This is a genomic window from Pseudomonas sp. PvP027 (assembly GCF_017833005.1).
In the GTDB taxonomy this organism is placed as follows: Bacteria; Pseudomonadota; Gammaproteobacteria; order Pseudomonadales; family Pseudomonadaceae; genus Aquipseudomonas; species Aquipseudomonas congelans.
This window is the reverse complement of record NZ_JAFIBK010000001.1, coordinates 3,544,919-3,570,781: the sequence shown is the minus strand read 5'-3', so window position 1 is coordinate 3,570,781 and position 25,863 is coordinate 3,544,919. Positions and strand designations below refer to the sequence as shown.

The 25,863-nt window shown below is 56.1% G+C and carries 29 protein-coding genes, 2 tRNA genes and 1 pseudogene; 15 read left to right on the top strand and 17 right to left on the bottom strand.

Annotated features, from left to right (window positions below; translation table 11 throughout):
• The first annotated feature begins 62 nt into the window (after positions 1-62).
• Positions 63-138: transfer RNA gene (locus JOE33_RS15225), tRNA-Phe, on the top strand.
• 89 nt (positions 139-227) lie between these two features.
• Here JOE33_RS15225 and JOE33_RS15220 read toward each other — a convergent pair.
• Complete coding sequence (locus JOE33_RS15220; RefSeq protein WP_010433119.1) at positions 228-461, bottom strand: type II toxin-antitoxin system ParD family antitoxin; 234 nt, start codon at positions 459-461, stop codon at positions 228-230.
• 203 nt (positions 462-664) lie between these two features.
• On the opposite strand from JOE33_RS15220, the gene JOE33_RS15215 reads away from it, so the two are divergent.
• From JOE33_RS15215 to JOE33_RS15205, 3 genes are all read left to right on the top strand, one after another.
• Positions 665-943: a hypothetical protein gene (locus tag JOE33_RS15215; protein ID WP_010433117.1), complete on the top strand. Its 279-nt coding sequence runs from the start codon at positions 665-667 to the stop codon at positions 941-943.
• A gap of 311 nt (positions 944-1,254) precedes the next feature.
• Complete coding sequence (locus JOE33_RS26000; protein WP_010433115.1) at positions 1,255-2,598, top strand: methyl-accepting chemotaxis protein; 1,344 nt, start codon at positions 1,255-1,257, stop codon at positions 2,596-2,598.
• A 143-nt stretch (positions 2,599-2,741) separates the two neighbouring features.
• Positions 2,742-3,227 carry a hypothetical protein gene (locus tag JOE33_RS15205; protein ID WP_187625507.1) on the top strand — a complete coding sequence of 162 codons (486 nt, stop codon included), beginning with the start codon at positions 2,742-2,744 and terminating at the stop codon, positions 3,225-3,227.
• Positions 3,228-3,285: 58 nt separating this feature from the next.
• On the opposite strand, the gene gabP is transcribed toward JOE33_RS15205, so the two are convergent.
• Complete coding sequence (gene gabP, locus JOE33_RS15200) at positions 3,286-4,677, bottom strand: GABA permease (RefSeq protein ID WP_025990996.1); 1,392 nt, start codon at positions 4,675-4,677, stop codon at positions 3,286-3,288.
• 525 nt (positions 4,678-5,202) lie between these two features.
• Here gabP and JOE33_RS15195 point away from each other — a divergent pair.
• From JOE33_RS15195 to JOE33_RS15175, 5 genes are all read left to right on the top strand, one after another.
• Positions 5,203-5,976 carry an ABC transporter ATP-binding protein gene (locus tag JOE33_RS15195; RefSeq protein ID WP_003318317.1) on the top strand — a complete coding sequence of 258 codons (774 nt, stop codon included), beginning with the start codon at positions 5,203-5,205 and terminating at the stop codon, positions 5,974-5,976.
• Positions 5,977-5,989: 13 nt separating this feature from the next.
• Positions 5,990-6,754 carry an ABC transporter substrate-binding protein gene (locus tag JOE33_RS15190; protein WP_010433103.1) on the top strand — a complete coding sequence of 255 codons (765 nt, stop codon included), beginning with the start codon at positions 5,990-5,992 and terminating at the stop codon, positions 6,752-6,754.
• A gap of 65 nt (positions 6,755-6,819) precedes the next feature.
• Complete coding sequence (locus tag JOE33_RS15185) at positions 6,820-7,515, top strand: ABC transporter permease (RefSeq protein WP_187625508.1); 696 nt, start codon at positions 6,820-6,822, stop codon at positions 7,513-7,515.
• Positions 7,512-8,201, top strand: coding sequence for an ABC transporter permease (locus tag JOE33_RS15180; protein ID WP_187625509.1), 690 nt, complete (start codon positions 7,512-7,514; stop codon positions 8,199-8,201). The genes JOE33_RS15185 and JOE33_RS15180 overlap by 4 nt, the downstream gene beginning before the upstream one ends.
• Position 8,202: 1 nt before the next feature.
• Positions 8,203-9,474 (top strand): methyltransferase, encoded by a 1,272-nt coding sequence (locus JOE33_RS15175; protein ID WP_187625510.1) that lies wholly within the window; start codon positions 8,203-8,205, stop codon positions 9,472-9,474.
• Between the two features lie 296 nt (positions 9,475-9,770).
• Here the strand turns inward: JOE33_RS15175 and JOE33_RS15170 are convergent, their stop codons facing one another.
• The gene (locus JOE33_RS15170) at positions 9,771-10,097 is read right to left on the bottom strand and encodes a hypothetical protein (protein ID WP_003318323.1); all 327 of its coding nucleotides are present in this window, start codon (positions 10,095-10,097) and stop codon (positions 9,771-9,773) included.
• 443 nt (positions 10,098-10,540) lie between these two features.
• Positions 10,541-11,566 carry a J domain-containing protein gene (locus tag JOE33_RS15165; RefSeq protein WP_110768579.1) on the bottom strand — a complete coding sequence of 342 codons (1,026 nt, stop codon included), beginning with the start codon at positions 11,564-11,566 and terminating at the stop codon, positions 10,541-10,543.
• Between the two features lie 758 nt (positions 11,567-12,324).
• Here JOE33_RS15165 and JOE33_RS15160 point away from each other — a divergent pair.
• Positions 12,325-12,400, top strand: a tRNA-Thr gene (locus tag JOE33_RS15160).
• 77 nt (positions 12,401-12,477) lie between these two features.
• Here the strand turns inward: JOE33_RS15160 and JOE33_RS15155 are convergent.
• Positions 12,478-12,765, bottom strand: a complete 288-nt coding sequence (locus JOE33_RS15155) for a helix-turn-helix transcriptional regulator (protein ID WP_187625539.1) — start codon at positions 12,763-12,765, stop codon at positions 12,478-12,480.
• Positions 12,766-12,861: 96 nt separating this feature from the next.
• Between JOE33_RS15155 and JOE33_RS15150 the strand changes: the two genes are divergently transcribed.
• Complete coding sequence (locus tag JOE33_RS15150; RefSeq protein WP_187625540.1) at positions 12,862-13,155, top strand: hypothetical protein; 294 nt, start codon at positions 12,862-12,864, stop codon at positions 13,153-13,155.
• Positions 13,156-13,359: 204 nt separating this feature from the next.
• On the opposite strand, the gene JOE33_RS15145 is transcribed toward JOE33_RS15150, so the two are convergent.
• Positions 13,360-14,151: a hypothetical protein gene (locus JOE33_RS15145; protein WP_187625541.1), complete on the bottom strand. Its 792-nt coding sequence runs from the start codon at positions 14,149-14,151 to the stop codon at positions 13,360-13,362.
• A 384-nt stretch (positions 14,152-14,535) separates the two neighbouring features.
• Here JOE33_RS15145 and JOE33_RS15140 point away from each other — a divergent pair, with 384 nt between their 5' ends.
• Complete coding sequence (locus JOE33_RS15140) at positions 14,536-14,673, top strand: hypothetical protein (RefSeq protein WP_166650997.1); 138 nt, start codon at positions 14,536-14,538, stop codon at positions 14,671-14,673.
• A 398-nt stretch (positions 14,674-15,071) separates the two neighbouring features.
• Here JOE33_RS15140 and JOE33_RS15135 read toward each other — a convergent pair whose 3' ends face one another.
• Positions 15,072-15,362 carry a hypothetical protein gene (locus JOE33_RS15135; protein ID WP_187625542.1) on the bottom strand — a complete coding sequence of 97 codons (291 nt, stop codon included), beginning with the start codon at positions 15,360-15,362 and terminating at the stop codon, positions 15,072-15,074.
• Positions 15,343-15,633 carry a hypothetical protein gene (locus JOE33_RS15130; protein WP_187625543.1) on the bottom strand — a complete coding sequence of 97 codons (291 nt, stop codon included), beginning with the start codon at positions 15,631-15,633 and terminating at the stop codon, positions 15,343-15,345. Before JOE33_RS15130 ends, JOE33_RS15135 begins: the two co-directional genes overlap by 20 nt.
• A gap of 161 nt (positions 15,634-15,794) precedes the next feature.
• Between JOE33_RS15130 and JOE33_RS15125 the strand changes: the two genes are divergently transcribed.
• Together JOE33_RS15125 and JOE33_RS15120 are read left to right on the top strand one after the other, a co-directional pair.
• Positions 15,795-17,198, top strand: a complete 1,404-nt coding sequence (locus tag JOE33_RS15125) for a hypothetical protein (protein WP_187625544.1) — start codon at positions 15,795-15,797, stop codon at positions 17,196-17,198.
• Positions 17,199-18,358: 1,160 nt separating this feature from the next.
• On the top strand, positions 18,359-19,096 hold the full coding sequence (locus JOE33_RS15120; protein ID WP_096101746.1) for a hypothetical protein: 738 nt from the start codon (positions 18,359-18,361) through the stop codon (positions 19,094-19,096).
• A 10-nt stretch (positions 19,097-19,106) separates the two neighbouring features.
• Here the strand turns inward: JOE33_RS15120 and JOE33_RS26055 are convergent.
• From JOE33_RS26055 to JOE33_RS15095, 5 genes and pseudogenes are all read right to left on the bottom strand, one after another.
• A pseudogene (locus JOE33_RS26055) lies at positions 19,107-19,238 on the bottom strand (GNAT family N-acetyltransferase); the annotation flags it as partial.
• A gap of 75 nt (positions 19,239-19,313) precedes the next feature.
• On the bottom strand, positions 19,314-19,604 hold the full coding sequence (locus JOE33_RS15110; RefSeq protein WP_010434526.1) for a type II toxin-antitoxin system RelE/ParE family toxin: 291 nt from the start codon (positions 19,602-19,604) through the stop codon (positions 19,314-19,316).
• Positions 19,594-19,833, bottom strand: a complete 240-nt coding sequence (locus JOE33_RS15105) for a type II toxin-antitoxin system RelB/DinJ family antitoxin (RefSeq protein WP_002551444.1) — start codon at positions 19,831-19,833, stop codon at positions 19,594-19,596. Before JOE33_RS15105 ends, JOE33_RS15110 begins: the two co-directional genes overlap by 11 nt.
• Positions 19,834-19,989: 156 nt before the next feature.
• On the bottom strand, positions 19,990-20,463 hold the full coding sequence (locus JOE33_RS15100; RefSeq protein ID WP_187625545.1) for a GNAT family N-acetyltransferase: 474 nt from the start codon (positions 20,461-20,463) through the stop codon (positions 19,990-19,992).
• 102 nt (positions 20,464-20,565) lie between these two features.
• Entirely contained in the window at positions 20,566-21,114 is a 549-nt protein-coding gene (locus JOE33_RS15095; protein WP_187625546.1) for a GNAT family N-acetyltransferase, read from the bottom strand.
• Positions 21,115-21,238: 124 nt separating this feature from the next.
• Here JOE33_RS15095 and JOE33_RS15090 point away from each other — a divergent pair, with 124 nt between their 5' ends.
• Positions 21,239-21,769, top strand: coding sequence for a hypothetical protein (locus JOE33_RS15090; protein ID WP_050549142.1), 531 nt, complete (start codon positions 21,239-21,241; stop codon positions 21,767-21,769).
• An 81-nt stretch (positions 21,770-21,850) separates the two neighbouring features.
• On the opposite strand, the gene JOE33_RS15085 is transcribed toward JOE33_RS15090, so the two are convergent.
• The 4 genes from JOE33_RS15085 to aguB all read right to left on the bottom strand — a co-directional run bounded on the left by JOE33_RS15085 (position 21,851) and on the right by aguB (position 25,764).
• Positions 21,851-23,125 (bottom strand): OprD family porin, encoded by a 1,275-nt coding sequence (locus JOE33_RS15085; protein WP_187625547.1) that lies wholly within the window; start codon positions 23,123-23,125, stop codon positions 21,851-21,853.
• Between the two features lie 222 nt (positions 23,126-23,347).
• Positions 23,348-23,554 (bottom strand): hypothetical protein, encoded by a 207-nt coding sequence (locus JOE33_RS15080; RefSeq protein WP_080009255.1) that lies wholly within the window; start codon positions 23,552-23,554, stop codon positions 23,348-23,350.
• 219 nt (positions 23,555-23,773) lie between these two features.
• Entirely contained in the window at positions 23,774-24,880 is a 1,107-nt protein-coding gene (gene aguA / locus JOE33_RS15075; RefSeq protein WP_010433025.1) for an agmatine deiminase, read from the bottom strand.
• A gap of 5 nt (positions 24,881-24,885) precedes the next feature.
• A complete protein-coding gene (gene aguB / locus JOE33_RS15070) occupies positions 24,886-25,764 on the bottom strand; it encodes an N-carbamoylputrescine amidase (RefSeq protein ID WP_187625548.1) in 879 nt (292 codons plus the stop codon).
• Positions 25,765-25,863 lie beyond the last annotated feature (99 nt).

Sequence of the window (25,863 nt, the reverse complement as noted above, 5' to 3'; positions counted from 1 at the left end):
TTCAAATTTTTTAAAAAACACGCTTGACGACCTCCTGAAAAACACGTCTAATGCGCCCCGTTGCCCAGATAGCTCAGTCGGTAGAGCAGGGGATTGAAAATCCCCGTGTCGGCGGTTCGATTCCGTCTCTGGGCACCACCTTCCGTTTTCAGGTGATGCCAAGCACACCTGAAAGCACATAAGAAGCCCGCCTCGTGCGGGCTTTTTGTTGTCTGGCGAAACAGTACTCAGCCATTCGCTTTCAACATTCTCTGCTTGAACTCATCGACGTTGAATGGACGAGGCTCCCGGCTGGACTCGCCTTCGATCAGCGCAAGCTGGATAGCTTCGATGTCGGCGCTACGGGCCTGGCTGCGACGAATCAAGTCGCGAATAGGTTCGCTGTCGCTGGTGTAAGCGTCTACGTCGGTCTGCGCGTTTATCAAGGCGCCCTTTTGATCGGTCATCCGTACGGTCCCCATAATTGAACTCCAGAATCGGTTATCGACTGCGAGAGGCCTTCTCCTGGAAGGGACATGCTCACACATGCGTTAAGCAGCGCGGAGGTCCAGAGCTTCGAGCCCCTCAAAACCAGCCATCCAGAGCCCTGCCACCTCCATCCCATTGAACTAATTTTCCCTGCCCGCCCTCGAAGCCATACATTTGCTTCCACAAGGAAAATTCCGTGCTCAAGTTAACTGCCTCCGCCCTCATCATCGCTGCCACTCTGGGTCTGGCTGCCTGCGACAGCAAATCCGAACAGAAAGCACAGGACGCTCAGGCGCATCAGGAGAAATCCCAGGAGAAGATGGAGTCTGCTCAGGACAAAGTGAACGAAGCGGCCAAAGAGAACACCGAAGCGGCCAAGGATAAAGCGGCTTCCAAGGAAGCGGCTGCCGAAGAGTCGAAGACCTTCGTGCCGACCTCCGAAGTGACCAATACCATTCAGCCTGAAAAAAAGTAAAACAGTGAAAACTCTTCACAAAGTTTTCACAGCGGCCGCGTCATTGTAGAGCTGCTCCCAAGTGTGAATCCTTAAGCCCGCTCCCCCATCGCGGGCTTTTCTTTGCCCGGAATTTGGCGGGCAAGGCCACCTTTGAGCAGATTCGATCTCCATTCCCGGCGGGCCGTTCTCGGTAAAAAATCGCCCAATATCTGACGCCAAAAAATCACTTGATTTATTTATAGGATTATTGCACTCATGCATTAACGCCACAGGTTCTGGTGTCGATAGCCTCATCACAGTAAGTCCGTAATCACACCAAGGGGCACGTTATGTTCGGAAACAAGAACAAAACTGAACTGACGGCCATGAAGGCCGAGGTAGATGGACTCAAAGGACTGACAAGCGCGCTGGAAAAATCGATGGCAGTGGTCGAGTTGGGTCTCGACGGCAAGATTATTCGAGCCAACGATAACTTCCTCGCCGCGATGGGCTATCGGGCCGAAGAGCTGGCAAACAAGACGCATCGCGACTTTTGCGAACCGGACATGCTCCGCAGCCGCGAATATGCTGACCTCTGGGCATCTCTGAAGGCCGGGAAATTTATCTCTGGCACCTTCAAGCGCGTCGGCAAGAATGGCCACAGCGTCTGGCTCGAAGCCAGCTACAACCCGGTAATTGCGCAGGGCCAGGTAGTCAAGGTGGTCAAGTACGCCCTGGACGTCACCGCACGCGTGATGCTGGAGAACGAAACCAACAGCAAGCTCGCCGCCGTAGACCGGGCGATGGCTATCTGCGAATTCGAACCCAACGGCAATGTGATTACGGCCAACAACAACTTTCTGAACGTCATGGGTTATGCGCTGAACGAGATCAAGGGTAAACACCACCGATCGTTCTGCGAACCCACACTGGTCAACAGTCCGGAATACACCGAGTTCTGGCGCAAGCTGAACCACGGCGAGTTCATCGGCGACCAGTTCAAACGTATCGGCAAACATGGCCGGGTTGTGTGGCTGGAAGCAACCTATAACCCGGTTTTTGATGTCGACGGCAAACTCTACAAAATCGTCAAGTTCGCCAGCGACATTACCCAGCGCGTCGAAAAACAGGAAGCAGACGCGCACGGTGCGTCGCGCGCTTACCATATCTCGGCAGAAACCGAGAAAGTGGCCGAGCAGGGAACCCTGGTCATTCAGGACACCGCGCGGGAAATGCGTCAGATTTCCGAAAACATCGGTGCGTCGGCGAAGCTGGTGAGTCAGTTGGGCGACCGCTCCGAGCAGATCACCGCCATCGTCAACACCATTCGCGGCATTGCCGATCAGACCAACCTGCTGGCGCTCAACGCAGCCATCGAAGCGGCACGGGCGGGCGATCAGGGCCGTGGGTTTGCCGTGGTGGCCGATGAAGTCAGGCAACTGGCGGGGCGTACCAGCGGCTCGACCACCGAGATTGCCGAAATGATCGGCAAGATCCTCGCCGAAACAAGCGAAGCTGTGGCGAGCATGGACGCCACTCAGGAAGGTGCCATTCGCGGCGTGACGCTGGCCGACCAGGCCGGGCAGGTCATCGTGCAGATCCGCGATGGCGCAAGCGATGCGGTCGAAGCAGTCAGCATGTTCGCCAACCGCATGGATGAAGCCGAAGCGTTTGCAAAACCCGGTAAACGGTGACGCTCAGGTAACACCCAGCAAATCAAAAACCCGCGCGTTGCGGGTTTTTTATCGACTGCTGATTACTGCACAAACCTTGGTTATCGAGCCCGTCTGCGCTTCAATAGCGGCCATTGCACCCCACGCCAGCCAAAGGACCGCTCATGGCCTCGCCAGACAAGCAGCAAAAACGTGCCAAGCGCGCAAAGATCAAGGCCAAGCAGAACCGCTCGGGCAAGGCTGCAACCAGCCTGGTTCATCCGGTATTTGCCTCGGCACTGGTCAACCAGCCGTTCGATGACGTCGAACTCGACCTCAATACCTTCGACTTCAGCGACATTGTCGAAAACGGTTTTGACCCGGCTGACTACGACGACCTTTTCACTGCCATGAAGCAAGCAGAGGCCATCAGCCAGCTCGCGCTGTGCGTGGTGTTCCTGCAGTACCCGGTGCTGGCACTGGTGATTTCCGAAGAAGACGAAGACCCGGCCACGGACTTCATGATGGGCCTGCTGATCGTGTACCGCGCCATGTACCACGATGAGGACGAAGATAGAGCAATCGAGTGGATCGAGAGCGCTGCCTTCCAGAAGGATTACACCCTGGCGTCCGACCTGCTGATGAAGAGAGACACCAGAGCCGCACGCTGATGGAAGATCGTGCCAATGCCTGGCATCGGCACGATCGTCATCCGTTCAGGGGGGGCGATCAACCCAGCGCAGCAGCGCCCACGCGACCGGCCTTGCGGCGACGCGATACGATCAGGCCAGCGCCGATCACCAGCAGGCTGAGCACGCCGGTGGCGATGATTTCGATGCGATGCTCTTCCTGCACCAGCATGATGGTCAGCACCGCGACGATGAACGCGATCACTGCCCAGGTCAGCCATGGGAACAGCCACATCTTGAAGTCGATGGCCTCGCCCGCAGCAATGCGCTTCTGGCGCATACGCAGCTGCGACACCGCGATCACCAGGTACACCAGCAGTGCGATGGCACCAGAGCTGGCGAGCAGGAAATCAAACACGGCCGCAGGCGCGATGTAGTTGGCGAACACGGTCAGGAAGGCCGCCGCAGTCGACATGATCACCGCCCAGTGAGGCGTACCGCCCTTGCTGGTGCGCTTGGACAGCGCCGGTGCATCACCGCGCTTGCCCAACGAGAACAGCATGCGCGAAGCGGTGTACAGGGCCGAGTTCAGGCAGCTGGTCACTGCGACCAGGACCACCAGATCGACGATCAGCTTGGCGTTCGGAATGCCCATTGCATCGAGCACGGTCTGATACGAACCCACCTCGGCCAGGCGCGGGTCGTTCCACGGCACCAGCGACACGACGATGAAGATCGAAACCAGATAGAACAGGAAAATCCGCCAGATCACCGAATTGGTGGCCTTGGTGATCTGCTTGCCAGGGTTCTTGGACTCGGCCGCTGCGATGGTCACGATCTCAGTGCCCATGAACGAGAACATGGTGGTCAGCATTGCTGCCAGCACTGCGCCCATACCGTTTGGCAGGAAGCCGCCGGTGTCGAACAGGTGGCTGACACCGCTGACGTTGCTGGTGGGCAGCAGACCGAAGATTGCCGCGACACCCAGCACCACGAAAGCGATGATCGCCACGACCTTGATCAGCGCGAACCAGAACTCGAACTCACCGTAGTTCTTCACACTGAAAAGGTTGGTCGCGGTCAGCAGCAAGGTGATGACCAGCGTGAACATCCAGATGGCGATGTTCGGGAACCAGGCGTGCAGGATGGTTGCAGCAGCGTTGGCTTCCAGCGGAATCACCAGCACCCAGAACCACCAGTACAGCCAGCCGATGGTGAAACCGGCCCAGTGACCGATAGCGCGGTCGGCATAGGTTGAAAACGAGCCGGTGTCAGGCGAGGCAACGGCCATTTCGGCCAGCATGCGCATCACCAGCACCACCAGCGTACCCGCAGCGGCATACGCCAGCAGCACGGCAGGACCGGCTTCGGCAATTGCGTGGCCGGAGCCGACGAACAACCCGGCGCCAATCACGCCAGCAATCGACAGCATCGTAATGTGTCGAGGTTTCAGCCCTTGTTCGAGCTCGGAAGAGTTAGCGGTACTGCTCATAAAACCACCTGTGCAAGACGAGCGAGGCACACCGAAGCGTTACGTAAAAAGAAACCTACGGTGCCGTTCTTTATATTTGACGCAAGAATTGCGCCAAAATATTTCGAAAACGACGTCGCTTAGAGAATACGAGGCCTGTGGCTTGACCCGTTAAGCATGCAAGACGATGGCTTTTATACGCAGCCTGTAGGATTTGTTACCAAACGCCTCAGATTCGTCTACATGCACGCACCAAAAATGCCCCAAACCTTCCTCCAAGCGCAAACATGGTGCAGAAATCAGACCGCCGCTCAGCAAATGCTACTTCCAACACCCGGCCAAAGCTGGCAACATCGCGCCTTTTTCGCGCACGCCCCTGTTTTACAGGGCATCGTGCTTGCCTTCTTGCGACCGTCCGCTGCCAGGATGAGACAACCCGGCGAACGCCGTCACATTCAGTGTTCGACGTCGATGGTTGTCCTTTAGACGCTGTGCTAGCTTGGCGTTCGCTGGCAGCCAGCGCGCACACTTCAACGAGGACCCCACATGGCCGAGGCCACGCCCGCCCTGGAAATCCGCAACCTGCACAAGCGCTATGATCAGCTTGAGGTGCTCAAAGGTATCTCGCTGACGGCTCGCGACGGCGACGTCATATCGATCCTCGGCTCTTCCGGTTCCGGCAAGTCCACGTTGCTGCGCTGTATCAACCTGCTGGAAAACCCGCATCAGGGCCAGATTCTGGTGGCTGGCGAAGAACTGAAGCTCAAGGCCGCGCGCAACGGCGACCTGATTGCCGCCGATAACCGGCAGATCAACCGCCTGCGCAGCCAGATCGGCTTCGTGTTCCAGAATTTCAACCTGTGGCCGCACATGAGCGTGCTCGATAACATCATCGAAGCCCCGCGTCGCGTCCTCGGTCAGAGCAAGGCCGAGGCCATTGCGGTGGCTGAAGAGTTGCTGGCCAAGGTAGGTATCGCCGACAAGCGCCATGCCTACCCCGCACAACTTTCCGGCGGACAGCAGCAACGCGCCGCCATTGCGCGTACGCTGGCCATGCAACCAAAGGTCATCCTGTTCGACGAGCCGACCTCGGCCCTCGACCCGGAGATGGTTCAGGAAGTACTCGGTGTCATCCGCGCACTGGCTGAAGAAGGCCGGACCATGCTGCTGGTGACCCACGAAATGAATTTTGCACGTCAGGTATCAAGTGAAGTGGTGTTTTTGCATCAGGGAATGGTCGAAGAACAGGGCACACCGCAGCAAGTATTCGAAAACCCGCTGTCGGCAAGGTGCAAACAATTCATGTCGAGTCACCGCTAACGGAGCAACACCCATGCAGTCGTACAGAAAGATCTTGCTGATCGCAGCGGCCACCCTTGCCTTCAGCGGCAGTGCCTTTGCTGAAACAATGAAAATGGGCATCGAAGGTGCCTACCCGCCGTTCAACAACAAGGACGCGAGTGGCCAGGTGGTGGGCTTCGACTATGAAATCGGCCAGGCCCTGTGCGCCAAGATGAAGGTCGAGTGCGAAGCGGTGACATCCGACTGGGACGGCATCATCCCGGCATTGATGGCCAACAAGTTCGACTTCCTGATCTCGTCGCTGTCGATCACCAAAGAACGCAGCGAAGTGGTCGATTTCACCAACCCGTATTACTCGAACAAGCTGCAATTCATCGCGCCGAAAACTTCCTCGATCGATGTATCGAGCGTTGAAAAAGCCAAAGAGAGCCTTGCCGGCAAGTCAGTAGGTGCACAGCGCTCGACACTGGCCGCCACCTGGCTGGAAGACAAGCTGGGGATCATGGACGCCAAACTCTATGACACTCAGGAAAACGCCTTCCTCGACCTGTCTTCCGGTCGCGTCGACGCCATGCTGGCCGACAAATACGTCAGCTTCGAGTGGCTGAAAAGCGAAGCGGGTCAGAACTTCGAGTTCAAGGGCGAGCCTGTCGTGGAAGACGACAAGATCGGTATCGCAGTGCGCAAAGACGACACGCAACTGCGCGATCGCTTGAACGCTGCCCTGAAAGAAATCATCGCTGACGGCACCTACAAGAAGATCAACGACAAGTATTTCCCTTTCAGCATCCTCTGATTCACCGACCGCGTCGCCGTCGCTTCCTGTCGAAGCGCGGCGACCGGCCCTGACAAAGCCTGCCCATGAACATTGATCTCCACGGATTCGGCCCGGCCCTTGCGTCTGGCGCGCTGATGACGGTTCAGCTTGCACTCTCGGCCCTGTGCCTGGGGTTGGTGCTCGGACTGCTCGGCGCCTTGGCCAAGACCTCGCCCTACAAGCCGCTGCAATGGCTGGGCAGTACCTACTCGACGCTGGTGCGCGGTATTCCCGAACTGCTTTGGGTGCTGCTGATTTACTTCGGCACCGTCAACGACATGCGCGCCCTGGGCAAACTGTTCGACATACCCGACCTGGCCCTGAGCGCCTTTGCTGCCGGGGTCATTGCCCTGGGCATTTGCTTCGGCGCCTACGCGACCGAAGTGTTTCGCGGCGCGATTCTGGCCATTCCCAAAGGCCATCGTGAAGCCGGGCTGGCGCTGGGCATGTCACGCTCGCGCATCCTCTTCAAACTGGTCCTGCCGCAGATGTGGCGCATCGCCCTGCCCGGCCTGGGCAACCTGTTCATGATTCTGATGAAAGACACCGCGCTGGTCTCGGTGATCGGCCTGGAAGAAATCATGCGTCACGCGCAGATCGCCGTGGGCTTCACCAAGCAAGCGTTCACTTTCTATATGGTCGCGGCCTTCATGTACCTGGGCCTGACCGTACTGGCCATGGCCGGCATGTACTTCCTTGAAAAACGCGCCAGTCGCGGCTTTCTGAGGAGCGCGTCATGAACTGGGAAGTCATCATCAAGTGGCTGCCCCGCCTGGCGCAGGGCGCGACCCTGACTCTGGAGCTGGTGGCGATTGCCGTCATCGCCGGGCTGATCCTCGCCATCCCGATGGGCATAGCCCGCGCATCGCGGCACTGGCCGGTGCGCGCCCTGCCCTACGCCTACATCTTTTTCTTCCGCGGCACACCGCTGCTGGTGCAACTGTTTCTGGTCTATTACGGGCTGGCGCAGTTCGAGTCGGTGCGCCAGAGTGCGTTGTGGCCGTACCTGCGCGATCCGTTCTGGTGTGCCGTGGTGACCATGACCCTGCACACCGCCGCCTACATCGCCGAGATCCTGCGTGGCGCCATGCAGGCCGTACCGCCAGGTGAGGTCGAAGCGGCACGGGCGCTGGGCATGTCGAAATGGAGGGCGCTGTTCTACATCGTCCTGCCACGCGCGGCACGCATCGGCCTGCCGGCCTACAGCAACGAAGTGATCCTGATGCTCAAGGCCAGCGCGCTGGCCAGCACCGTCACCCTGCTGGAGCTGACCGGCATGGCACGCACGATCATCGCCCGCACCTACCTGCCGGTGGAAATCTTCTTCGCCGCCGGCATGTTCTATCTGGTCATGACCTTTGTGCTGGTGCAGGGCTTCCGGCTGCTGGAAAAACTATTGCGTGTAGACGCCAGCCAGGGGCGCTGATATGAAAGGTGCTGGCGTCGATCCAGCCAGCACCTTGCCACACGAGGCCGCGACCATGCCCTCTGAACATCGCTTGCAGGATGAACACCTCGGCAGCCACTTTGGTGCGCTGGACAGCTTCCTGTTCGCGCATCAGGCCTTGTGGCGGCCCAAGCCGTTCACGCACCTGGCCCTGCCATGGGAAGACAAATACCCGGACCTCGCGCACTGGCTGCGACAACGCACGCTGGAACAGGCCGAGGCCGCGCACAACCACCCGGAACACCTCGACGCGCCCTTCCCGTTCAAGCAACTGGCCGCCGAAGCCGTCGCGCTGAGCCACGTCGCCGAACTGCCCGTGCACGCCCTGCAGCCGGTCGAGCCGCGCATGAGCGTCGATGTGCCAGGGCGCAAGTGGCAGCAAATCGAAGCCTTCGCCAGCCATCTGGACATGCGTGACAGCGCAACTCACTGGCTGGACTGGTGCGCAGGCAAAGGCCATCTGGGGCGCCGCCTGACAGGGCCCGGCCAGCGTCTGACCTGTCTGGAGCACGACCCGGCGCTGATCGAAGCAGGCCTGGACCTGAGCAAGCGGCAAGGCATCGACGCCAGACATGTGCAGCAGGATGTCATGGCCGACGACACGTGGCGCTACCTGCAACCCGAACATACGCCTGTGGCGCTGCATGCCTGCGGCGACCTGCACATTCAGTTGATGGAGCTGGCCAGCCAGACGGGCTGTCGGCGTATGGCGATTGCGCCGTGCTGCTATAACCGTACCCGGCACGAGCTTTATCAGGCGCTGTCCAGCGATGGCAAGGCGTCCGGCCTGAAGCTGTCGCGTGACGAGCTGGGTCTGCCGCTCAGTGAGACCGTGACGGCTGGCGCACGCGTACGCCGTCAACGCGACATCTCGATGGCCCGCCGCCTGGGCTTCGACCTGCTGCAGCGCCGCCTGCGCGGTATCGATGACTACTTGCCTACACCTTCGCTGCCGACGTCCTGGCTGGATGCGTCCTACGCGGACTACTGCAACCATCTGGCAAAACTCAAGCATCTGCCTGCACCGGGTCAGCAGGACTGGGCTGCTCTGGAAGCCGCTGGATGGAAAAGACTGGCCGAAGTGCGCAATCTGGAACTGGTCCGCGATCTGTTTCGGCGTCCGCTGGAGATGTGGCTGGTGCTGGACAGGGCGATGTATGTGCGTGAGCAGGGTTACAGCGTGAGCGTTGGCACTTTCTGTGACAGCCGGATTACACCGCGCAACCTGCTGATTCTGGCTCGAAAATCGTGACCTAAATCGATTGAGCAACCTGTGGATAAGTCTGTTGATGAAAATGTGGATGAGTGCGTTAAAGCTTGGCGCGCCAGTTACTGAAGCCCCTTATTTTTTTCCGCAATCCTTCCCGTAACCCGCAAAAACAATGCCTTGCGGCTCAAGGCACCCGACTGCACATAATTACCCGGCTGCGCAAATCTTTATCAGCAAATTGTGCATAAAGATTTGGTAAAGGCTCTGGCGCAAGCGTTTTGCATGGCTCAATCGTGCACATGCAGGCGCTTGTGCACGAGCTGTCCGACGGAAAGATTTCAGACCTCTTCGACACACTCCAGCGAGCGCTCGACCATGACTTTGGCCATTTCCAGCATGTGCATGGAGGCGAACGCCAGATCGCGTTGCGAACCGGTCAGTTCATCACCGAGTTCGTGAGCGGTGGCCGATGCGCAGCGCAGGAAATCCAGCGCGTGCACCAGGGTGGCTTCCAGGCTGATGAAGTCGAACTTGCTGTCGTGGGGTTCCTTGGCCGGTCGGGAGATTGGCAGGTAACACTCCATGGCGCGCTTGACCACAGCCTTGTCGAAGACCGGTGCGCTGCTGGATTGTTTGTTGGGCGGATCGGGGGTTACTTTGACCATGCTTAGCTCTCTCCTCAATGGAACTGCCACTGGGTCGCGACTAAACGATTGAGGTGGCAGCTGTGCGAAAGGTTAGTCGACCGGGAGCTAAGACCGGCGCACCCGAAGGTGCCCTCACGCACAGCCGCCATAGAGTGCAGGAAGAAGACCTGAACAAAACAGCGACGCGATACGCCTTAACTCAAATCCGGGCGACTAAACCCGATCGCTGATGGGCAGCGACGGGGCGGAGAGTAGAAGCCCAGACAGAGGGGCGCAAGCGGTCGGGGATTCTCTCGGAAATGTCCTTCAAAAGAAAGAGACGGTGCCTGCAAAAACGCGCCTGAAAGCGTTGCAAAAGGTGAGTTCACAGTACGACGCTTTGATTCTGGCCGAAGGCCGTAGGAGCGAACTTGTTCGCGAAGACTGAATACGCAGCGCCGCATTCCTGTCATGACTCACTACTAAAACTGATCATCCTTCAACCGCGCAAACGGCACACTGCGGTTCTGCAGCTTGCGCAACGTCAGCTTGTAGGCACTGGACTTGATCTGACTGCCCATCGGCGTCTCCTCCAGCAAAATCCTGCCCGAGGCAAATGCACAGCCCGTGCTCATCATCTTGTACTTGAGCAGGTACAGCCCCGGGTCCATCTTGGCGAACGTAAACACCGCCCCGGCCGGCACAAACGCATGCCGAAACGCCCTGCGCCCTACCGCATCCGTGACCTTGGCATACACCGCCGACTCGCCCGCCGAGTTATCCACAGTGATCTGCGACCAACCGTTGTCCTTGAGCACCGGCATGTCCTTCACATAGGCCGCCTTGTCCGGCCACGGCGCGCCCATCGGATCGAGCGCCGGCACACCACACTCGGACGCCGCCGCATCCACCGATTTGGCCGGGCTAGCTACAGGCTCCTCGACTGGCGCGGCAGGCGTCGCAGGTGCGGGCTTGACCCACGTCTGCGCAACCGGTGCAGGCTCGGACGGCACAAACGACTTGCCTGCACCCGGGTCGTAGCCCATCCACGCGCCACCCGCGCAGAACACCACAAACAACAGCGCCCAACGCCACGCACTGCGACGACGCTTGTCACGGGAAGGGGATGCAGAAGCATAGGAAGAAGACTTGGGCGCCGGCCCCGAACGAGCCGCCTGAGACGGCGCGGCAGCAGTGGCTGCAGAAGTGGCCGCATACACATGCACCGCCTGCCCACGCGCTGCATGCGCCTGCTTGCGGCGCGCAGCGTCCATACGCGCCTTGTGCTCATTGGCAGCGAGCTGCGCATCATAAGCCGCACGCCGCGAAGGGTCAGCCAACACATCGTGAGACGCGTTGACGACGCCCATCATGTCCGAGGCGTAAGGATCTGGATTCCTGTCCGGGTGCAGCTTCTGCGCCAGCTTGCGATAAGCCTTCTTGATCTGCTCAGGAGAGGCATCGCGAGCGACACTCAGCAGCTCGTAATGCGTAGGCGTTCTCTGCATTGCACTTGCTGTCCATGGCTGACTGCCATTTTCGATACAGCTGTATCGGCCAAAAAGCCGGTAGCTCCAGTGCAAATCCGACGCAACAGCAACCAGCCCACAAGAAAATGCCCGAATCCAGAGGATCCGGGCATTTCTTGAAACATCGATGAAGCCTTCGTCGGCATCCAGACGCACATTCATGCGATTCAGACAGCCATCCTCAGCCCCACCCTGCGCAAAGCCAACAGGCCAGGCGCACCTGCAAATATCCTTCAACAACTCTTCAGCGAATGACCAGCCTGCGGCATACAAAACCCCAAACCCGGTTACGATCCATCGCATCACTCATCAGATAGTCCTTTATCTGCATGGCTGAAAAGCTAACGTCCCGTGCTGCTGACTCAGTAGCCTGGGCCGTTGAGAACAAGCCTATGCAAAGCCCTCCTGCCCCGCAACTGCCCAAAAATGGCGGGGTCGGATGGGTGCCTGTTCCTACGCCAAATCGCCATCAACGCTGGACCCATTGGTTTGCGCGACCAGGTTAAAAATCCAGCGTTCTGTCAGGCACAAGCGACGAGCGCCAAAGGCAAAATCAACGCCCGAATTCAACGCCATCCGTCCTACCACGCAGACCAATCTGTCAAAACCGAAGGACAGGTCCTGCACCACCACCCGCCCGCATCCGACCCGAGGCGCCAATGGTCGATTTTTTTCAACTGAATCAGACAGCTAGGCTTTACAAGCGCATCAGACTCTATATACTCGCAGCCCATTACGCCGGTATAGCTCAGTTGGTAGAGCAACTGACTTGTAATCAGTAGGTCCCGGGTTCGACTCCTGGTGCCGGCACCATACGCAGTAAGACTTAGGCCAACCCTCGGGTTGGCCTTTGTCGTTTCTGAGTCAGACCAAAACACGAAACTGACACGCTAAGCGTCTTGCTTGGTGGCCCTCTTGGTTTTTGGCGAAGCCCCTTTACCCCGCTTCGTCAAAAACTCACTGAGTAGGTCCAGGGGTTCGACCCCGAGAGCTTCTGCGAACTCGACCAGCTCAACAACGTCTAGGCGACGCTCTCCACGCTCACATTTGGAAACGAACGTCTGCGTGCTTCCCAACCGATTTGCAAGGTCCACCTGAGAGACGCCCACCCTCCCCCTATACTCACGTAATACGACGAGCAGGAGCTGATAATCAGAATTGTGGGTCGAGTTAGCCATGAACACAGTGACCAAGGGTTCACGGCACGGTGAAGTCCATTTCGGGATAGTCCAAAATTGACTATTTTAAGCCTTGGATATTAATGGAATTCAGAAATGCGACTCAAAAGCCTTCTTCTCGCAGCAGCCTTTTTCACGCCAGCGCTCGCTGTGGCAGAGCCAAACCAGACTCAGAAAGACTTCATCACTTATCTGGTGAAAAGCGGCAGAGAACCGAAGGTGAAAGACGCCACGTGGATGACTGACTCAAATCTATACGTGGGAGTGTTTGACGACCGCTCAAGACGAGATGGCTTTGCAGACTACATCTGCTCTGTTGCAGGAGACCATGGCGTAAGCCCCGAGCTCGTCAAGATCATCGACATCGTGAAGCTGATGCGCACCGGGTAGTTTGTCGAAATTGGTAAATCAGTCTGCAAATAGCGAGACAAGCGCAATGATTGGTTAAATAATAAACAAATCAGCGGAACTCAACGGGTCGCCCGTTCAATTTACCATCATTGCCTGCTAGACCATCGCCGAACTGGACCGCGGCTACCCCGACTATCAATGCGTCTGGCACTCAATAGCTATTAATCCAGCTCTTCGAACGGTTTAGAAATCTTCATCCTCGCTGGGTAGGTCGTCATAGGTACCTAGATCTAGGCCCAGTTTCAGCTGAGCGACCAATGCCTCCATACTCTTCTTCGAATAGGGACCGTTGGCTGTAAGCCTGATAGTCGTAGACCGCGAAACACGAATATTCGCTATCTCCTCGCCGACGACTTGCGGAAGATAAGCGGTCGGCCTCTCAACTGACGCCGCTACATTAGGGCTCCGAGGGAGGTCACTGACCGGAGAATCGACCTCTTCCTCGTCAATGATCTCATCTTCAAAAATCGAGTCTAGGCTCTCGCTCGAAGAGTCGTTAGCGCCAAGTTTTGCATAGCTGACCACCTCTTTGTATATCTTAATTAAGTCTAAGGCAGCAGCAGGGATGAATAATTTTTCGACCCTGAGATAATGAGCTACCGTATCTGTGGATGGCAAATTCAAGCCGTACCGCTCCCAAAGATCTCTTAGGATGGGGGGGTTCAATGCAGCCTTCTTTATGGCTTCGTCTCGCTCAGGGGACACGAGCCTGTCATCTTGAGCTATCGACAAACCTAGCTGGCTCAAACGTACCTTACGATCGACTCCGACGCCTTTATCATCCATCAATCCATAAGACTTTAAGGCCGATATTGTCACCAACCCTCCACTACTCTTCGGACCGTATTTCCAGTGTCCGACGGCAGTGGCGACCACGGTCTCATGCCTATCCTCTGCGCGATAAAAAGCTTTGGCCCTGGCGAGGGCGGTTTCCAGCGTGATTCCTGGATATGAAGGACTTCTTTGCTTAGCCATATTAAGGCTCCAATACGGTTTTCGACCCGCTCAATCTACCGCATCCAAGAGACTCAGGCAAGACTTGGCATTCTCCAATACTCAGAACCGAAAAACTATTCTTGACAACCCGCATCTCGGTTTATAAACTCCGAAACAAGATCCGAGAAACCTCAAATTTCAGGTACAAAAAAACCTCCGGAGAACCGGATTCTGATCTTGAATGGTTGAGAGTCATGGAGAACCGGTCAAGCGCCAACTTGACCGGCTTGTAAAAGACAGCTGAATGGGCTCCAGATGTCTCTCGCGATGCTTTTGGGAAAGCCTCGTAATAGTAGTGGTGTTTAGCTTCTGTTGCAAGGCTGCGAGTTTTGTGTTCGAGCCCCTAAATGTAGGGGAATAGACATGTCATACAAAGACCTGTCCGACCAAGACAACGGCTGCGAGGTCATCTATCGGATGACCATCCGCACCAAGTCTGGGAAAGTGATCCGTCGCGCCAACGGCCAGCCGTTTCGCATCGTAATTCGTCGTAAACCGTAATAAAGGGCCTTGGCATTTTAGATGCCAAGGCCCTTTCAGTGCTAAGGGCAAGGATATGTCGAATCGAAATGAGGTACAGGACTGGGTTACCGCAGCACTAATGAGCTATGCGGGTAGGGCCTCATTGATTGATGTGGCTGAGTATGTGTGGATCAACTATAGATCGGAGATAGACAGCTCTCGGAATCTTTTATATACGTGGCAATATGAGGTCCGATGGGCTGCTTCGACCTTGAGGAAGCGTGGAGTCATCAAGCCAGCCTCTGTTTCACCCAAAGGAGTATGGGAACTCTCGTAACTGCACGCTGATTTCGTATCAAAAGGTATGAGTCGCTAAGTCGTTGAAATGAAAAGGGCCATCCGCACGGGGTAGCCCTTGGAACACAGCATGGCAACAGTCAGTGCCTGCTAGACGGATGAGCGGACGGAAACGACTCCACAAACTCCAGATCAGCAGCCTCGACGTAAAGGTCCCAGTTCCTAGAGTAGAACAATCCAGCCTTTTCGGCAGCCTGGTCGAAAAGCGGCGAACCATAGGCAATTCCAGCCTGCTTAGCATGGTGCTGTAGGTGATCGAGAAGCTCACCACGGTGCTCGAAAACCCTTCCCTCACGCATTTCCCTCATGGCGCCAAGTAAGGCTTTCAACGCGATAACTCCTACATCCGTATCATCCTTTACGATCAGCATTTTCCAGTTCCTTCAAAAGCTGTTCATCCAGCTCACCCTGCCGCAAAGCCAAGCTGACAGTGCTCAAAGGATTTTCACGTCCGCTGTTCCACGCCCGAATTGCGATGAACACGCCTTGGAAGCGGGTTTCAGCGATTTTGATGTACTCCTGTACCTTCAGGAATGCCTCGGGCCGCATAGCGGAGGCGAGTTCGTTGGCGCTGAATGGCCGACCTTCGCGAGGCAGGCGATCAATGCGCGACAGAACTGCAGCAGCATGTGCTCTAGCCATGGGGACATCGGCCGTTTCAATTATAGTTTTCAGCGTGATAGAGTTAGATTAGGCGGGCTGTGTGAGGACGGTGATTTGGAGACATTGACCCGACAGATTCTAGCTTGCTAGAACAAGGGGGTTCGACTCCCCCACCGCCAGCCCAATGAAAGGTGCGAAATGTGTCTTACCAAATTGAATTAGGCTGGAAGATTTTCTCCAACCTTTCCTCACAAGAGATAAAAAAAACCGATCCCTCGGGCCATTTATTTAATATACGGGGGGCTAGCTCATTCATTCGCACTTTAGGAGGTAATGCACACCCACCCTATGTTCCAAAAACAATTGAACCAACTAAAAATTTTTACCAGGCATTACGTGGCTCTAGGGCTAAGCTGCACATAGAAGAAAAACGCTTTCCTTTTACCATTTTTTTAAAAAAGGCGAATCAACGCCTAATGATAAAAACAGGCATCAGAAGATACCTATCTTGCATATGCATCTCTATAGTGGTTGAGAGCTTCTGTATTGATAATCTTTTTGAGGCTATCGAACTACAAGATCTAGCGGCTCACCGAGAGCTATTTGAGTTTATTTCTAATATTTTAGTAATAGCAAACTCGGGAGAGACCCGGAGGATCTTATTAAATGAAATACCTAAAATAGTTCCAACAACTCGTATTTCGTGTACGGGAGCCGAGCAGGCTGATACCTCGCACTACCTCGCGGAGTTACTGACCCACCATACAATCGATGATAAAGCGATTGTAGATTCAGTTTTCTCAAAAAACAAAAGCCATCAAATTGATAAAACTTTAGTGCTAATAGACAAGCAAGGTATTCTTTCTTACGTGCCACCAAATCACAGCTATCAACAAGTAAAGGGTAACCTGCAGCGTTTTCAAAATGCCTCTTCGCTTATGGAATTTGCAAGCGCAATTAAACGAGACTTAAGATCTATTCCACTTTTAAAAAGCTCCATTGAGAATACTAGCTTAATCCTGAGCCCGCTAACTGAACGCATAATAACTGATGCAAAATATTTCCTATCGGAAAGTATCTCTGCGCAGAGAATGTGGGAATTGCTAACTCTGGAACTAAGTATGAAAAACGAACTAGACAAACTAAAAGAGAAAGAGCCTGCTCCAGGCTTGCAGCACATTAATAGCTATGAACATCAATCGCCACACAAGCACGCACTTATCATACAACAATTCATCGGTAAGGAATTCTCTATGGGTGATCAATATAATATAACTGGACAGGCAGGAGCAGTGGGCCCAAGTTCAAAAGCGGAGAACAATATATTCAATCAAGCATTGCAGCAGGCGGGAGCTACGCTTGATTTTGCTGCACTTGCTGCGGAGTTGGAAATATTGCGCAAGTCATTGCGTGCACAAGCTACCGATTTTGATCATGACCAAGCCATTGTCAGCATCGGAGCTGCAGAAAGTTCTGCGATGATACAAGATGGAGAGGGCGCATTGAAGCATCTAAAATCCGCAGGCAAATGGGCGTTTGACATGGCAACTGAAATAGGCACTAGCGTCGCCGCACAAGCAATCCAAAAAGCCATGGGCTTATAACAATAGGAAAAGCTAACACGCTAAAATTGATAAATTTTCCAAACGCCCTCCCTGGAAATGCCGCTTTCAATCAAAGCGGCACTTTGCTCGTGAGATCCTCATAGCTGGAATGCCACTCCTTAAATCGAGCAACACAGCATAATCGGAAGCAGCCGTTTTTCAAAGCCTAAGGATATTCATCCCGCCAATGATAATGAAGGCCGTACAGCTTTGAACTATAAACTGCTATGCATTAAGATCCTCTTCATCTAAAGAGTCTGGAGTGGACTCATTTTTCAGAGCGAGAAAATAATTCATTTGAATAGCTCTGAAATTAACCCTACTTTGATAAGCGAAATACTAAACTAATTAGAGCTAGAGCTGTGATGATTTATGCACATAATTTCACATAACCCAATTCTGAGCAGACTTATAATGACAAGGAAGTACAACTTAGAAAGCACGTCGACTCTACTTACGTTCTCGTCAACAAACCGTTTATATTCTCCTAACTCACTCTCTCCGCTATGATGTGGTAAGTTATTTCGCAGGCTGGCACAAGCCTTAGTAAACTCTTCAAGCTTCCCTTCATCAATCCCTATCGCCATTGGTTTCAGAATATCACGAAGCCTATCTGAGAGGAGCCGTTCAGTCCCTCGTTTTTCTGCAGTCCGCCTAGCCATTTTCGATCACTGCGATTGATACCTTCGACGCTTTCTGCAAATTTTTGAGTCGTTCGACTTTTCTTTAGGCATGGTCTCGTCGCACTTCGATGAATCTACGCGGCGATCTAAAGCCTCTAGGCCCCAGGCTAGTTTGACAAAGCGATGTTCTCTGTATAAACGCCTTGCTTCTCATGGTACCTAAATTCAAGCTAATTCTAGGTCGGAATCTTTTTGGTTACTTCAACCCCTAAGCGCCTTACGAAAAGTGGATGCGCTCGGTGATGACGTCAGGTCGCAGCAATCCACGTAATTCAAACCCCCTTTCAGCGTGACGGAGGTTTCCTGTGCGCGTGGCCTTGAGCAGCCCACGACGTGCCAAGTTCTATCGGGAAACAAAAGCTCCCGAGGCAAAGCTCACGGAAACAACCTGAAAACCTTCGTCCTCCCCAAACTCCTCAAGCTCCCCCCCACCCCGTCGATACCCTCCATACAACCCCGCAATCATGGATCGATGAAATGGTTATCTCACTAACCCCCGGCAACAACACGTCTCCCACCATCACCCTGCCCAATTCCGGTATCACGCTCACTCCAAAGCCGCTCACCGATGCGCAGAAAGAAGCGTTTAAGAACGCTGCTGCCAGTACGCCCGCTGTCGTCTATCACCCGAGCACCGAAGTGCCTGCGACAACTGAGCCGATGGAAGCGGTGGATACCTGGATAGGTCGCTCGCAGTCGCCTGATTTCCCAAAGATGGCGGCGCAGCACAGTAACTCGACGGAGGCGCTGAAGACGTCGTATGAAGCGTTCAAGTCGACGCTGGCGTCGGTGTATCCGGACCTGGCCAGCAAGAAGTTCGGCTTCACAATCGAGGCGGACGGCAATCTGAAGGCGATCAACAGTTCCGGCGAGTTGAGCGAGGCGGATACCAAGCAACTCAATACATTGTTGAATGCGTCCAGTGGGCTCAAAACCGCGGCGGCCACCTATCGAGAGACGGCCATTGATCTGGTCGACGCCGATTCGCCCTGGAGCGGCAGTTATCTGGGTCGCTACAACCTGAACAAGGAGAACTTCGCCAATTCTCTGGACCTGGGCGCGCTGTTCATTCCCAAGACGTCGACGCCTTCGAAAGAGCAGGCCGACGGTATGTTCTTCAATCAACTGGCCTACAAAGGTGAGCTGCACACCCAGGAATCGGAGGCGGCCATGCTCGCTGCACGTGCGGCGGAGAAGGCTGCCTCGGCGGGTTGATCACAACCCGTCAGCAAATCGGCAGACGTTGCGGGCGGAGGTAGTAGTTGTCGAACTCGCCGCTCTCAACGAGCTGAAACCCGTGGCGGACGTAGAAGCGGTTGGAGTCGCTTTCTTTCAGGGCGCCCACTCGTACTGTCGATGGTTTGGTACCAGAGCTGATGGCGGGCTAGGCAACTTATGTTTTTCATTCAGTACGCAGTAGCCCGGTCCTCATTTACCCGCCCAACCGATCAGCAGCCTTACGGTAAACCTCCTCTCGCTCACGCTTGTCCACAGCAACCACGAAGACCACAACCTCTTGGTCAATAACCTGATAAACCAGCCGATAACCGCTACTGCGCAGTTTGATTTTGTAGCAGTCAGGCAATGCATGCAGACGATTGGCTTCAACACGCGGAGCAACCAGAATCGTAGCCAGCTTTTTCTTGAGCTGCTGACGCACGGTATCCCCTAATTTGTGCCATTCCTTTAGAGCCCGCGCATCGAATTCGAGGTTATAGGTCATCCAGTGAAACCTTGACCCGCTGCGGAGCTGCAAGGCGCTCGCGCACAGTTGCCAACAGCGCTTCGTCTTCCTCTGTCATCAGAACCGTCTTGAAGGGCAGCTGGCCACGCTCAGCTACATACTGCAGGGTTTGGCGCAGCAACTCCGAGGGGGTGACGCCAAGCTTTTCCAGCTCGAGGTAAGCACGCGCTTTGAGATCGTCGTCGATACGAACGTTGATAGACGCCATGGGGCATCCTCCAGTGTAATGACAATTGTATTTACACTGAGGCAAAGTGGCTATTTTTGCAAGCAGCTGTACAGATCATTTGGGTCCCCACGCTCTCGCTGGTCAGCTCGAGCTGCGCGTACAGCCGTGACAACTGCGGATTAGTATCCCAACCCCTCAGCAAATCGGCAGACGTTGCGGGCGGAGGTAGTAGTTGTCGAACTCGCCGCTCTCAACGAGCTGAAACCCGTGGCGGACGTAGAAGCGGTTGGAGTCGCTTTCTTTCAGGGCGCCCACTCGTACTGTGGATGCGGTTTCGTCCGCTTGTGCGAACACTTGCCGAAGCACGGCAGCACCAATGCCCTGCCCTTGAACGGCGGGCTTGATGTACAGGTGATCCAGCAACAGGCCGTCGCTGCTCGGTTTGACGACCACGAAGCCGACCTTGCTGCCGGCAACCTGGATGTAGTGTGTGCACGACGCAGAAAACCCTTCACGAAAACGCTCTCGGGCGCGCACCGGATCGAAGCGGCCAACACGCTCGAGGCTTTCGCGCATGGCTTCGATACGTATGGCCACCAAGGTTTCGAAGTCTTCGGGCTGGACCGTTACCAGGGTGATGTCGGGCTCGGTCTTGCGGGTCAACGGCATTCGGGTCGCTCCCTGTTTGTCGAGCAATATCACTTGGGCTGGTGGTTTGAGCAACAGATTACTGCCCGGTCGGCCTCTGCGTCAGACATTCGCAGGGCCTGACTACAGCGGCCGCGCCAACCACTCCTCCCGCGTCATCTCCCAAACTTCCACCTCGAACCGTCCGCCGACAAACTCCCCTTCCTGCGTGCTCACTTTGCGCATGCCTTCGCTGATCGAGATGCGCCGCGAGGCTTCATTGGGGGTGGCTTTGGGCACTTGCATCAGGGGCATGCCCATCACGTCGAACCACTGTCGATTGATCACACGGCAGGCCTCTTTCATGTAGCCGTGGCCTTGCCAGTCCGGGTGCAACCAGAAGCCGCGGTTGTTACCGGGATGGGTCATCAGGGTGATGCTGCCGATGATCTCGTGGGGCGCGCTCTGCAGGCGGATCATCCAGTGCCACTCGCTGCCGTTTGCGATGGCGGGCAGTGCGACGTCCTGAATGTAGCGCAGCGCACCGTTCTGCGGATAAGGCCAGGGGACGCGGTTGTTCAGGTACTTCACGATGTCCCATAGCGGGAAGCGCTGCTGAACCGCAGGCGCATCCTCGAGCTGCAGTGGCGTCAGCAGCAGGCGGTCGGTGTGCAGCGTGGGGGTGATGGTCATGACGGTGTACCTGTTCGTCGAAAAGTGCGCACTGGATGAACGGTCCCGTATGCCGGGGATTTAAGTCGAACTGCTGGCTGCAGGTGGGGGTCTATCCAGCATCTTTTATACATCGGTAACACCAGTGCCCAGAATCATTACGGATGAAACACCCGCGAAAGTCGTGGATGAGCAGCAGGTCAAATTGTTTGGCTCGCCCAAGGAACGGCTGGATTTTTATCGACGCGAAATTCATTACGAAACCACCAACCTCTCCAACCGCACCAACGCCTATCTGTCGGCGCAGTCATTTCTGGTGATCGCCTATGCGTCGTCGATGGCCAACATGAACACGGCCTGGGGCGCGATGTTCACGCTGGTAGTGCCGCCGATGCTGGCCTTGCTGGGGCTGCTCAGTACGCTGTTCGCCTGGCCGGGTATTCGGGCAGCGTGCGACATCATCCAGCACTGGCATCACAAACAGGCGCAACTGTTGCTCAGCGAGCCGGTCATCGGGCTGACCTATGACGACTCGCCGTTATTCAGCGATTGGGAGTCCAGCGAAACCGGGCCGAAAAAGTCCTTGCTGTTCTCCAAGCGCAGTCCTTGGCTGTTCAGCTTTTTCTGGGTATTCCTCGGCGGGTTCGCAGTGTTTGTGCAGTTGATTGCGGATTGAGTCAGGAAATGCGTGCCGACGCTGGAGCATGGGCACGATCAGGATACAGGCGACGGTCTTTGTCAGGCCGCCGCCTACGGATCAGAAAACGTTGATCGGGTAGTCAACGAAGATGCGTGTCTCATTGCCTTCGCTGTTGTAGGCCTGGGCATCATCCGAGACCCGCAGGAACGAGTTGCGCAGGCGGATCGAGAGGTCTTTGGCCGGGCCGCTCTGGACCACGTAGGTCAGCTGGCTGAAGATCTCGCGTTCAGTGCCGTCGCCGCTGCCTGCGGTGCCATCGTCGATGTTGTCGCCACGTACGTAGGCAGCCTTGTAGCTCAGGCCGGGCAGGACCAGTCCGGACAGGTCGACGCCATAGGCCGCCTGCCACGAGCGTTCGTCCTTGCCGTTGAAGTCGGACCAGTAGGAGTTGGCGAGGTAGATGGTGTTACCGCCATCGCCGAAACCGCCGTCGTTGCGATAGCCTCCGTAGGCGTAGCCCATGTCACCGGAGCTGCGCTGGTGCGCCAGGGTGAAGGAGTGGATGCCCACGGCCCAGGTCGCAGCCAGGCTCCAGATCTTGTTGTCACGCGCGTCGCTGGCAGCGAAGTCTTTATCCAGTCGGGTCTTGTAGCCGTTGAAGTCGAAGGTCAGCGACTGGTCTTGCGGCAGGGTGAAGACGTAGTTCAGGTTCAGGTACTGCTTCTTGAACACGTCTTCATTGTCGGAGGCATAGAAAGCGGCGCTGAACTCATCGGTGAATTTGTAGCTGGCACCGTAGACGTTGATGCTCTTCAGGTCACCACTGTCGCGACCTTCGGCGCTCTTGCGCGCTTCCTGGGTGAAACGCCCGGCGACCACTTCCAGCCCATCGATCTCTTTGGAGTTGATCAGGGTGCCGGTGTAGCTTTCCGGCAGCAGCCGGGAGCTGTCGTAGTTCAGCACCGGCAATTGCGGCATCTGATCGCCGTACTTGATGACGGTATTCGAGAAGCGCGCTTTTACCGCAGCGCCTGCACGGGACAGATCATCGGCAGCCGCGCCGCTGTCGCCCTGCTTGAAGAAGTCGATGCCGCCGTTGCCACTACGACCCTTTCCGCCATCGAGGCGAATGCCGTACAGCGCAAAGGCGTCGACGCCCACGCCAACCGTGCCCTGAGTGAAACCGGACGCGAAGGTGCCCATGAAGGCCTGGCCCCATTCGGATTTGTCTTCACGGTCGTTCTTGTAGTCGCGATTGATGTAGGCGTTACGCAGATTGACGTTCAGACTGCTGTCTTCAACGAAGCCCTTGGCATCGGCCTGCCCCTGCGCCACGGCCTGACCGGCGCTGATGATGCCCAGAGCGAGCATGCCCATACGTGTGTTAAGCATCTTGTCTTCCTCGTTCTGCAAATGACATGCGCTGTGGCGGCGGACAATGGCCGTCCTGGCTTCCAGCCGTTGATCAGGCGGAGGAGAGCCGCACGAAATCATCGCAGTGGACTACGAAGCACGTACAGGGTGTGGAGCCACAGGCAGTGGGGCGCGAATCCTAGTTCGGGTGCCTGGGGGTGTCAAACGTGTAGATGGCCGGGGCCAGGTCTGGTGTATTACCTAATCTGTCAGCACGCGTGCCAACGCTTCGAATTCCGCATCGTTGAACAGGCCTGCCGGATAGCGATTCAGCAGCATGGCACGTACATCCGGTCTGGCTTTCACGGGCCTGGTTGTCCTTAACCAATCCGCCACTCGCTGGCGTGCCTCGTTACTGAGAGAAGCAGAAAAACCACGAACTCGCTGTTGGTTCATACCTGCATTCATAACGAAAACCTCTTGATTCATGAGGGGCTAAATCTACTGATGCCATGTGACAGTCAAGCTAAGAAAACGGGGTTTCGCCAGTCCGATTTAGGGTCATTCGGATAAACGAACCCACTTTAGTTATAAGGTAACGCAAAAAAAAACCCATCAGATGATGGGTTTAATAACAGCAAAAACGGGACCAACTAGTTGCTGTCAGATACAACTAGTCACTAAGCACTAGTGTTTGTGAGGCGCTGGCTGTTGCTGTGTCAGGCAGTGGATATTGCCCCCACCCAGCAGCAATTCACGGCCCGGTGCCATCACGACCTCATGCTCCGGAAACAGCTTTTGCAGGATCTCACGGGCCTTCTCGTCCATCGGATCGTCGAAACTCGGCGCAATGATGCCGCCGTTGACGATCAGAAAATTCACGTACGACCCGGCCAGGCGCACCGAAGGGTTGCGCTCCTGGCTGCCGTGCACCTGATCGACGCCTGCGCATTCTTCTTCTGTTGCGAACAATGGGCCTGGAATCGGCATTTTATGCACGATAAACGCACGACCCTTGGCATCCCGGGTGTTTTCCAAAATACTCAATGCTGCGTGGCAGCGTGAGTAGTTGGGGTCTTCGGGATCATCGGTCCAGGCCAGTAACACCTCGCCCGGACGGATGTAGCAGCAGAAGTTATCCACATGCCCGTCGGTTTCGTCGTTGAACAGGCCATCCGGCAACCAGATGACTTTATCCACAGCCAGGTAATCGCCGAGGATCGTTTCGATCTGTTCGCGGGTCAGGTGCGGGTTGCGGTTGCGATTGAGCAGGCACTCTTCGGTGGTGATCAGCGTGCCCTCGCCATCCACGTGGATCGAGCCGCCTTCGAGGACGAAGCCCTCGGTGACGTAACGCGGGCAGCGCTCGATTTCCAGCACTTTGCTGCCCAGTTGCGAATCCAGATTCCACGGCGCATACAGGCCGCCATCGAAGCCGCCCCAGGCATTGAACTCCCAGTTCACGCCGCGCACTTCGCCACGGTCGTTGATGACGAACGTCGGCCCGCTGTCGCGCACCCAGGCGTCGTTGCTGCTCATTTCCACAACGCGGATGTTCGGCATGTCCAGGCGCGCCCGGGCGTTGTCGTATTGCGCAGCGGACACGGCCACCGTGACCGGCTCAAAGCGGGCGATGGCCTTGGCGATGGCAACGTGGGCAGCCTGGGCGGGCTTGCCACCCAGACGCCAGTTGTCCGGGCGCTCGGGCCAAACCATCCAGACCTGGGTTTGCGGTGCCCATTCGGCCGGCATGTGGAAACCATCGGCGCGTGGCGTGCTATTGAGCGTGGTCATGGCGATCAGGACTCCAGCGAACCGTCGAGGGTCTTCACCGCGCCGTACAGGTTCGGGCGACGATCGCGGAACGTGCCCCAGGCACTGCGGATGTGCTCCAGCTCGTCCAGGTCGAAGCTGTGGACCAGTACGCCTTCTTCGGTTTCGTTGAGCTCGGCGACTTTTTCACCGAACTGGTTGGCGATGAACGACGAGCCGTAGAAGGTGATGTCGTAGCCGTCCTGCTCTTCGTTGCCGATGCGGTTGCTGGCGATCAGCGGCATAAGGTTCGCACCGGCGTGACCTTGCTGCACGCGCTGCCAATGGTCGCGCGAGCTGATGGTCTTGTCGTGCGGCTCGCTGCCGATGGCGGTCGGGTAGAACAGAATTTCCGCGCCCTGCAACGCCATGCTGCGCGCGCACTCCGGGAACCACTGATCCCAGCAGATACCGACGCCGATTTTCGCGTAGCGGGTCTGCCAGACCTTGAAGCCGGTGTCGCCCGGGTTGAAGTAGTACTTTTCGTGATAGCCAGGGCCGTCCGGGATGTGGCTCTTGCGGTAGATGCCCAGGTTGCTGCCGTCTGCGTCGATGATCGCGATGCTGTTGAAACGCGCACGCCCTGCCAGCTCGAAGAAGCTGATCGGCAATACGACCTGCAGCTCTTTGGCGATTTTCTGGAAGTGCTTGATTGCGATGTTGGATTCGAGGGTCGTCGCCAACTGCAGATAGTCCGGGTTCGGCTTCTGGCAGAAGTACGGGGTTTCGAACAGTTCCTGAATCAGGATGATCTGGGCGCCCTTGGCGGCAGCTTCACGTACCAGCTTTTCAGCGGTCTCGATGTTGGCTTCCAGATCCCAGGAGCAGGCCATCTGGGTAGCAGCGACAGAAACGATACGGCTCATGAAAATATCTCCAGGGGCGGTTGAAAAGGGCTTAACACCATAGCAGACGAGCGATGACGATTATGAACGCCTTTATAACGGATATAAATCGGTACTAAA

What these genes read in the sequence shown, in the direction of transcription:
- JOE33_RS15120 (WP_096101746.1), top strand. Translation starts at nt 18,359, where the DNA reads ATGGTTATCTCACTAACCCCCGGCAACAACACGTCTCCCACCATCACC.
- JOE33_RS15170 (WP_003318323.1), bottom strand. Translation starts at nt 10,097, where the DNA reads ATGGTCAAAGTAACCCCCGATCCGCCCAACAAACAATCCAGCAGCGCA.
- JOE33_RS15105 (WP_002551444.1), bottom strand. Translation starts at nt 19,833, where the DNA reads ATGGCGTCTATCAACGTTCGTATCGACGACGATCTCAAAGCGCGTGCT.
- JOE33_RS15100 (WP_187625545.1), bottom strand. Translation starts at nt 20,463, where the DNA reads ATGCCGTTGACCCGCAAGACCGAGCCCGACATCACCCTGGTAACGGTC.
- JOE33_RS15190 (WP_010433103.1), top strand. Translation starts at nt 5,990, where the DNA reads ATGCAGTCGTACAGAAAGATCTTGCTGATCGCAGCGGCCACCCTTGCC.
- JOE33_RS15185 (WP_187625508.1), top strand. Translation starts at nt 6,820, where the DNA reads ATGAACATTGATCTCCACGGATTCGGCCCGGCCCTTGCGTCTGGCGCG.
- JOE33_RS15130 (WP_187625543.1), bottom strand. Translation starts at nt 15,633, where the DNA reads ATGGCTAGAGCACATGCTGCTGCAGTTCTGTCGCGCATTGATCGCCTG.
- JOE33_RS15220 (WP_010433119.1), bottom strand. Translation starts at nt 461, where the DNA reads ATGGGGACCGTACGGATGACCGATCAAAAGGGCGCCTTGATAAACGCG.
- JOE33_RS15180 (WP_187625509.1), top strand. Translation starts at nt 7,512, where the DNA reads ATGAACTGGGAAGTCATCATCAAGTGGCTGCCCCGCCTGGCGCAGGGC.
- aguA (WP_010433025.1), bottom strand. Translation starts at nt 24,880, where the DNA reads ATGACCACGCTCAATAGCACGCCACGCGCCGATGGTTTCCACATGCCG.
- JOE33_RS15150 (WP_187625540.1), top strand. Translation starts at nt 12,862, where the DNA reads ATGCGACTCAAAAGCCTTCTTCTCGCAGCAGCCTTTTTCACGCCAGCG.
- JOE33_RS15095 (WP_187625546.1), bottom strand. Translation starts at nt 21,114, where the DNA reads ATGACCATCACCCCCACGCTGCACACCGACCGCCTGCTGCTGACGCCA.
- JOE33_RS15085 (WP_187625547.1), bottom strand. Translation starts at nt 23,125, where the DNA reads ATGCTTAACACACGTATGGGCATGCTCGCTCTGGGCATCATCAGCGCC.
- JOE33_RS15205 (WP_187625507.1), top strand. Translation starts at nt 2,742, where the DNA reads ATGGCCTCGCCAGACAAGCAGCAAAAACGTGCCAAGCGCGCAAAGATC.
- JOE33_RS15140 (WP_166650997.1), top strand. Translation starts at nt 14,536, where the DNA reads ATGTCATACAAAGACCTGTCCGACCAAGACAACGGCTGCGAGGTCATC.
- aguB (WP_187625548.1), bottom strand. Translation starts at nt 25,764, where the DNA reads ATGAGCCGTATCGTTTCTGTCGCTGCTACCCAGATGGCCTGCTCCTGG.
- JOE33_RS15165 (WP_110768579.1), bottom strand. Translation starts at nt 11,566, where the DNA reads ATGCAGAGAACGCCTACGCATTACGAGCTGCTGAGTGTCGCTCGCGAT.
- JOE33_RS15155 (WP_187625539.1), bottom strand. Translation starts at nt 12,765, where the DNA reads ATGGCTAACTCGACCCACAATTCTGATTATCAGCTCCTGCTCGTCGTA.
- gabP (WP_025990996.1), bottom strand. Translation starts at nt 4,677, where the DNA reads ATGAGCAGTACCGCTAACTCTTCCGAGCTCGAACAAGGGCTGAAACCT.
- JOE33_RS15080 (WP_080009255.1), bottom strand. Translation starts at nt 23,554, where the DNA reads ATGAATGCAGGTATGAACCAACAGCGAGTTCGTGGTTTTTCTGCTTCT.
- JOE33_RS15195 (WP_003318317.1), top strand. Translation starts at nt 5,203, where the DNA reads ATGGCCGAGGCCACGCCCGCCCTGGAAATCCGCAACCTGCACAAGCGC.
- JOE33_RS15135 (WP_187625542.1), bottom strand. Translation starts at nt 15,362, where the DNA reads ATGCTGATCGTAAAGGATGATACGGATGTAGGAGTTATCGCGTTGAAA.
- JOE33_RS26000 (WP_010433115.1), top strand. Translation starts at nt 1,255, where the DNA reads ATGTTCGGAAACAAGAACAAAACTGAACTGACGGCCATGAAGGCCGAG.
- JOE33_RS15145 (WP_187625541.1), bottom strand. Translation starts at nt 14,151, where the DNA reads ATGGCTAAGCAAAGAAGTCCTTCATATCCAGGAATCACGCTGGAAACC.
- JOE33_RS15110 (WP_010434526.1), bottom strand. Translation starts at nt 19,604, where the DNA reads ATGACCTATAACCTCGAATTCGATGCGCGGGCTCTAAAGGAATGGCAC.
- JOE33_RS15175 (WP_187625510.1), top strand. Translation starts at nt 8,203, where the DNA reads ATGAAAGGTGCTGGCGTCGATCCAGCCAGCACCTTGCCACACGAGGCC.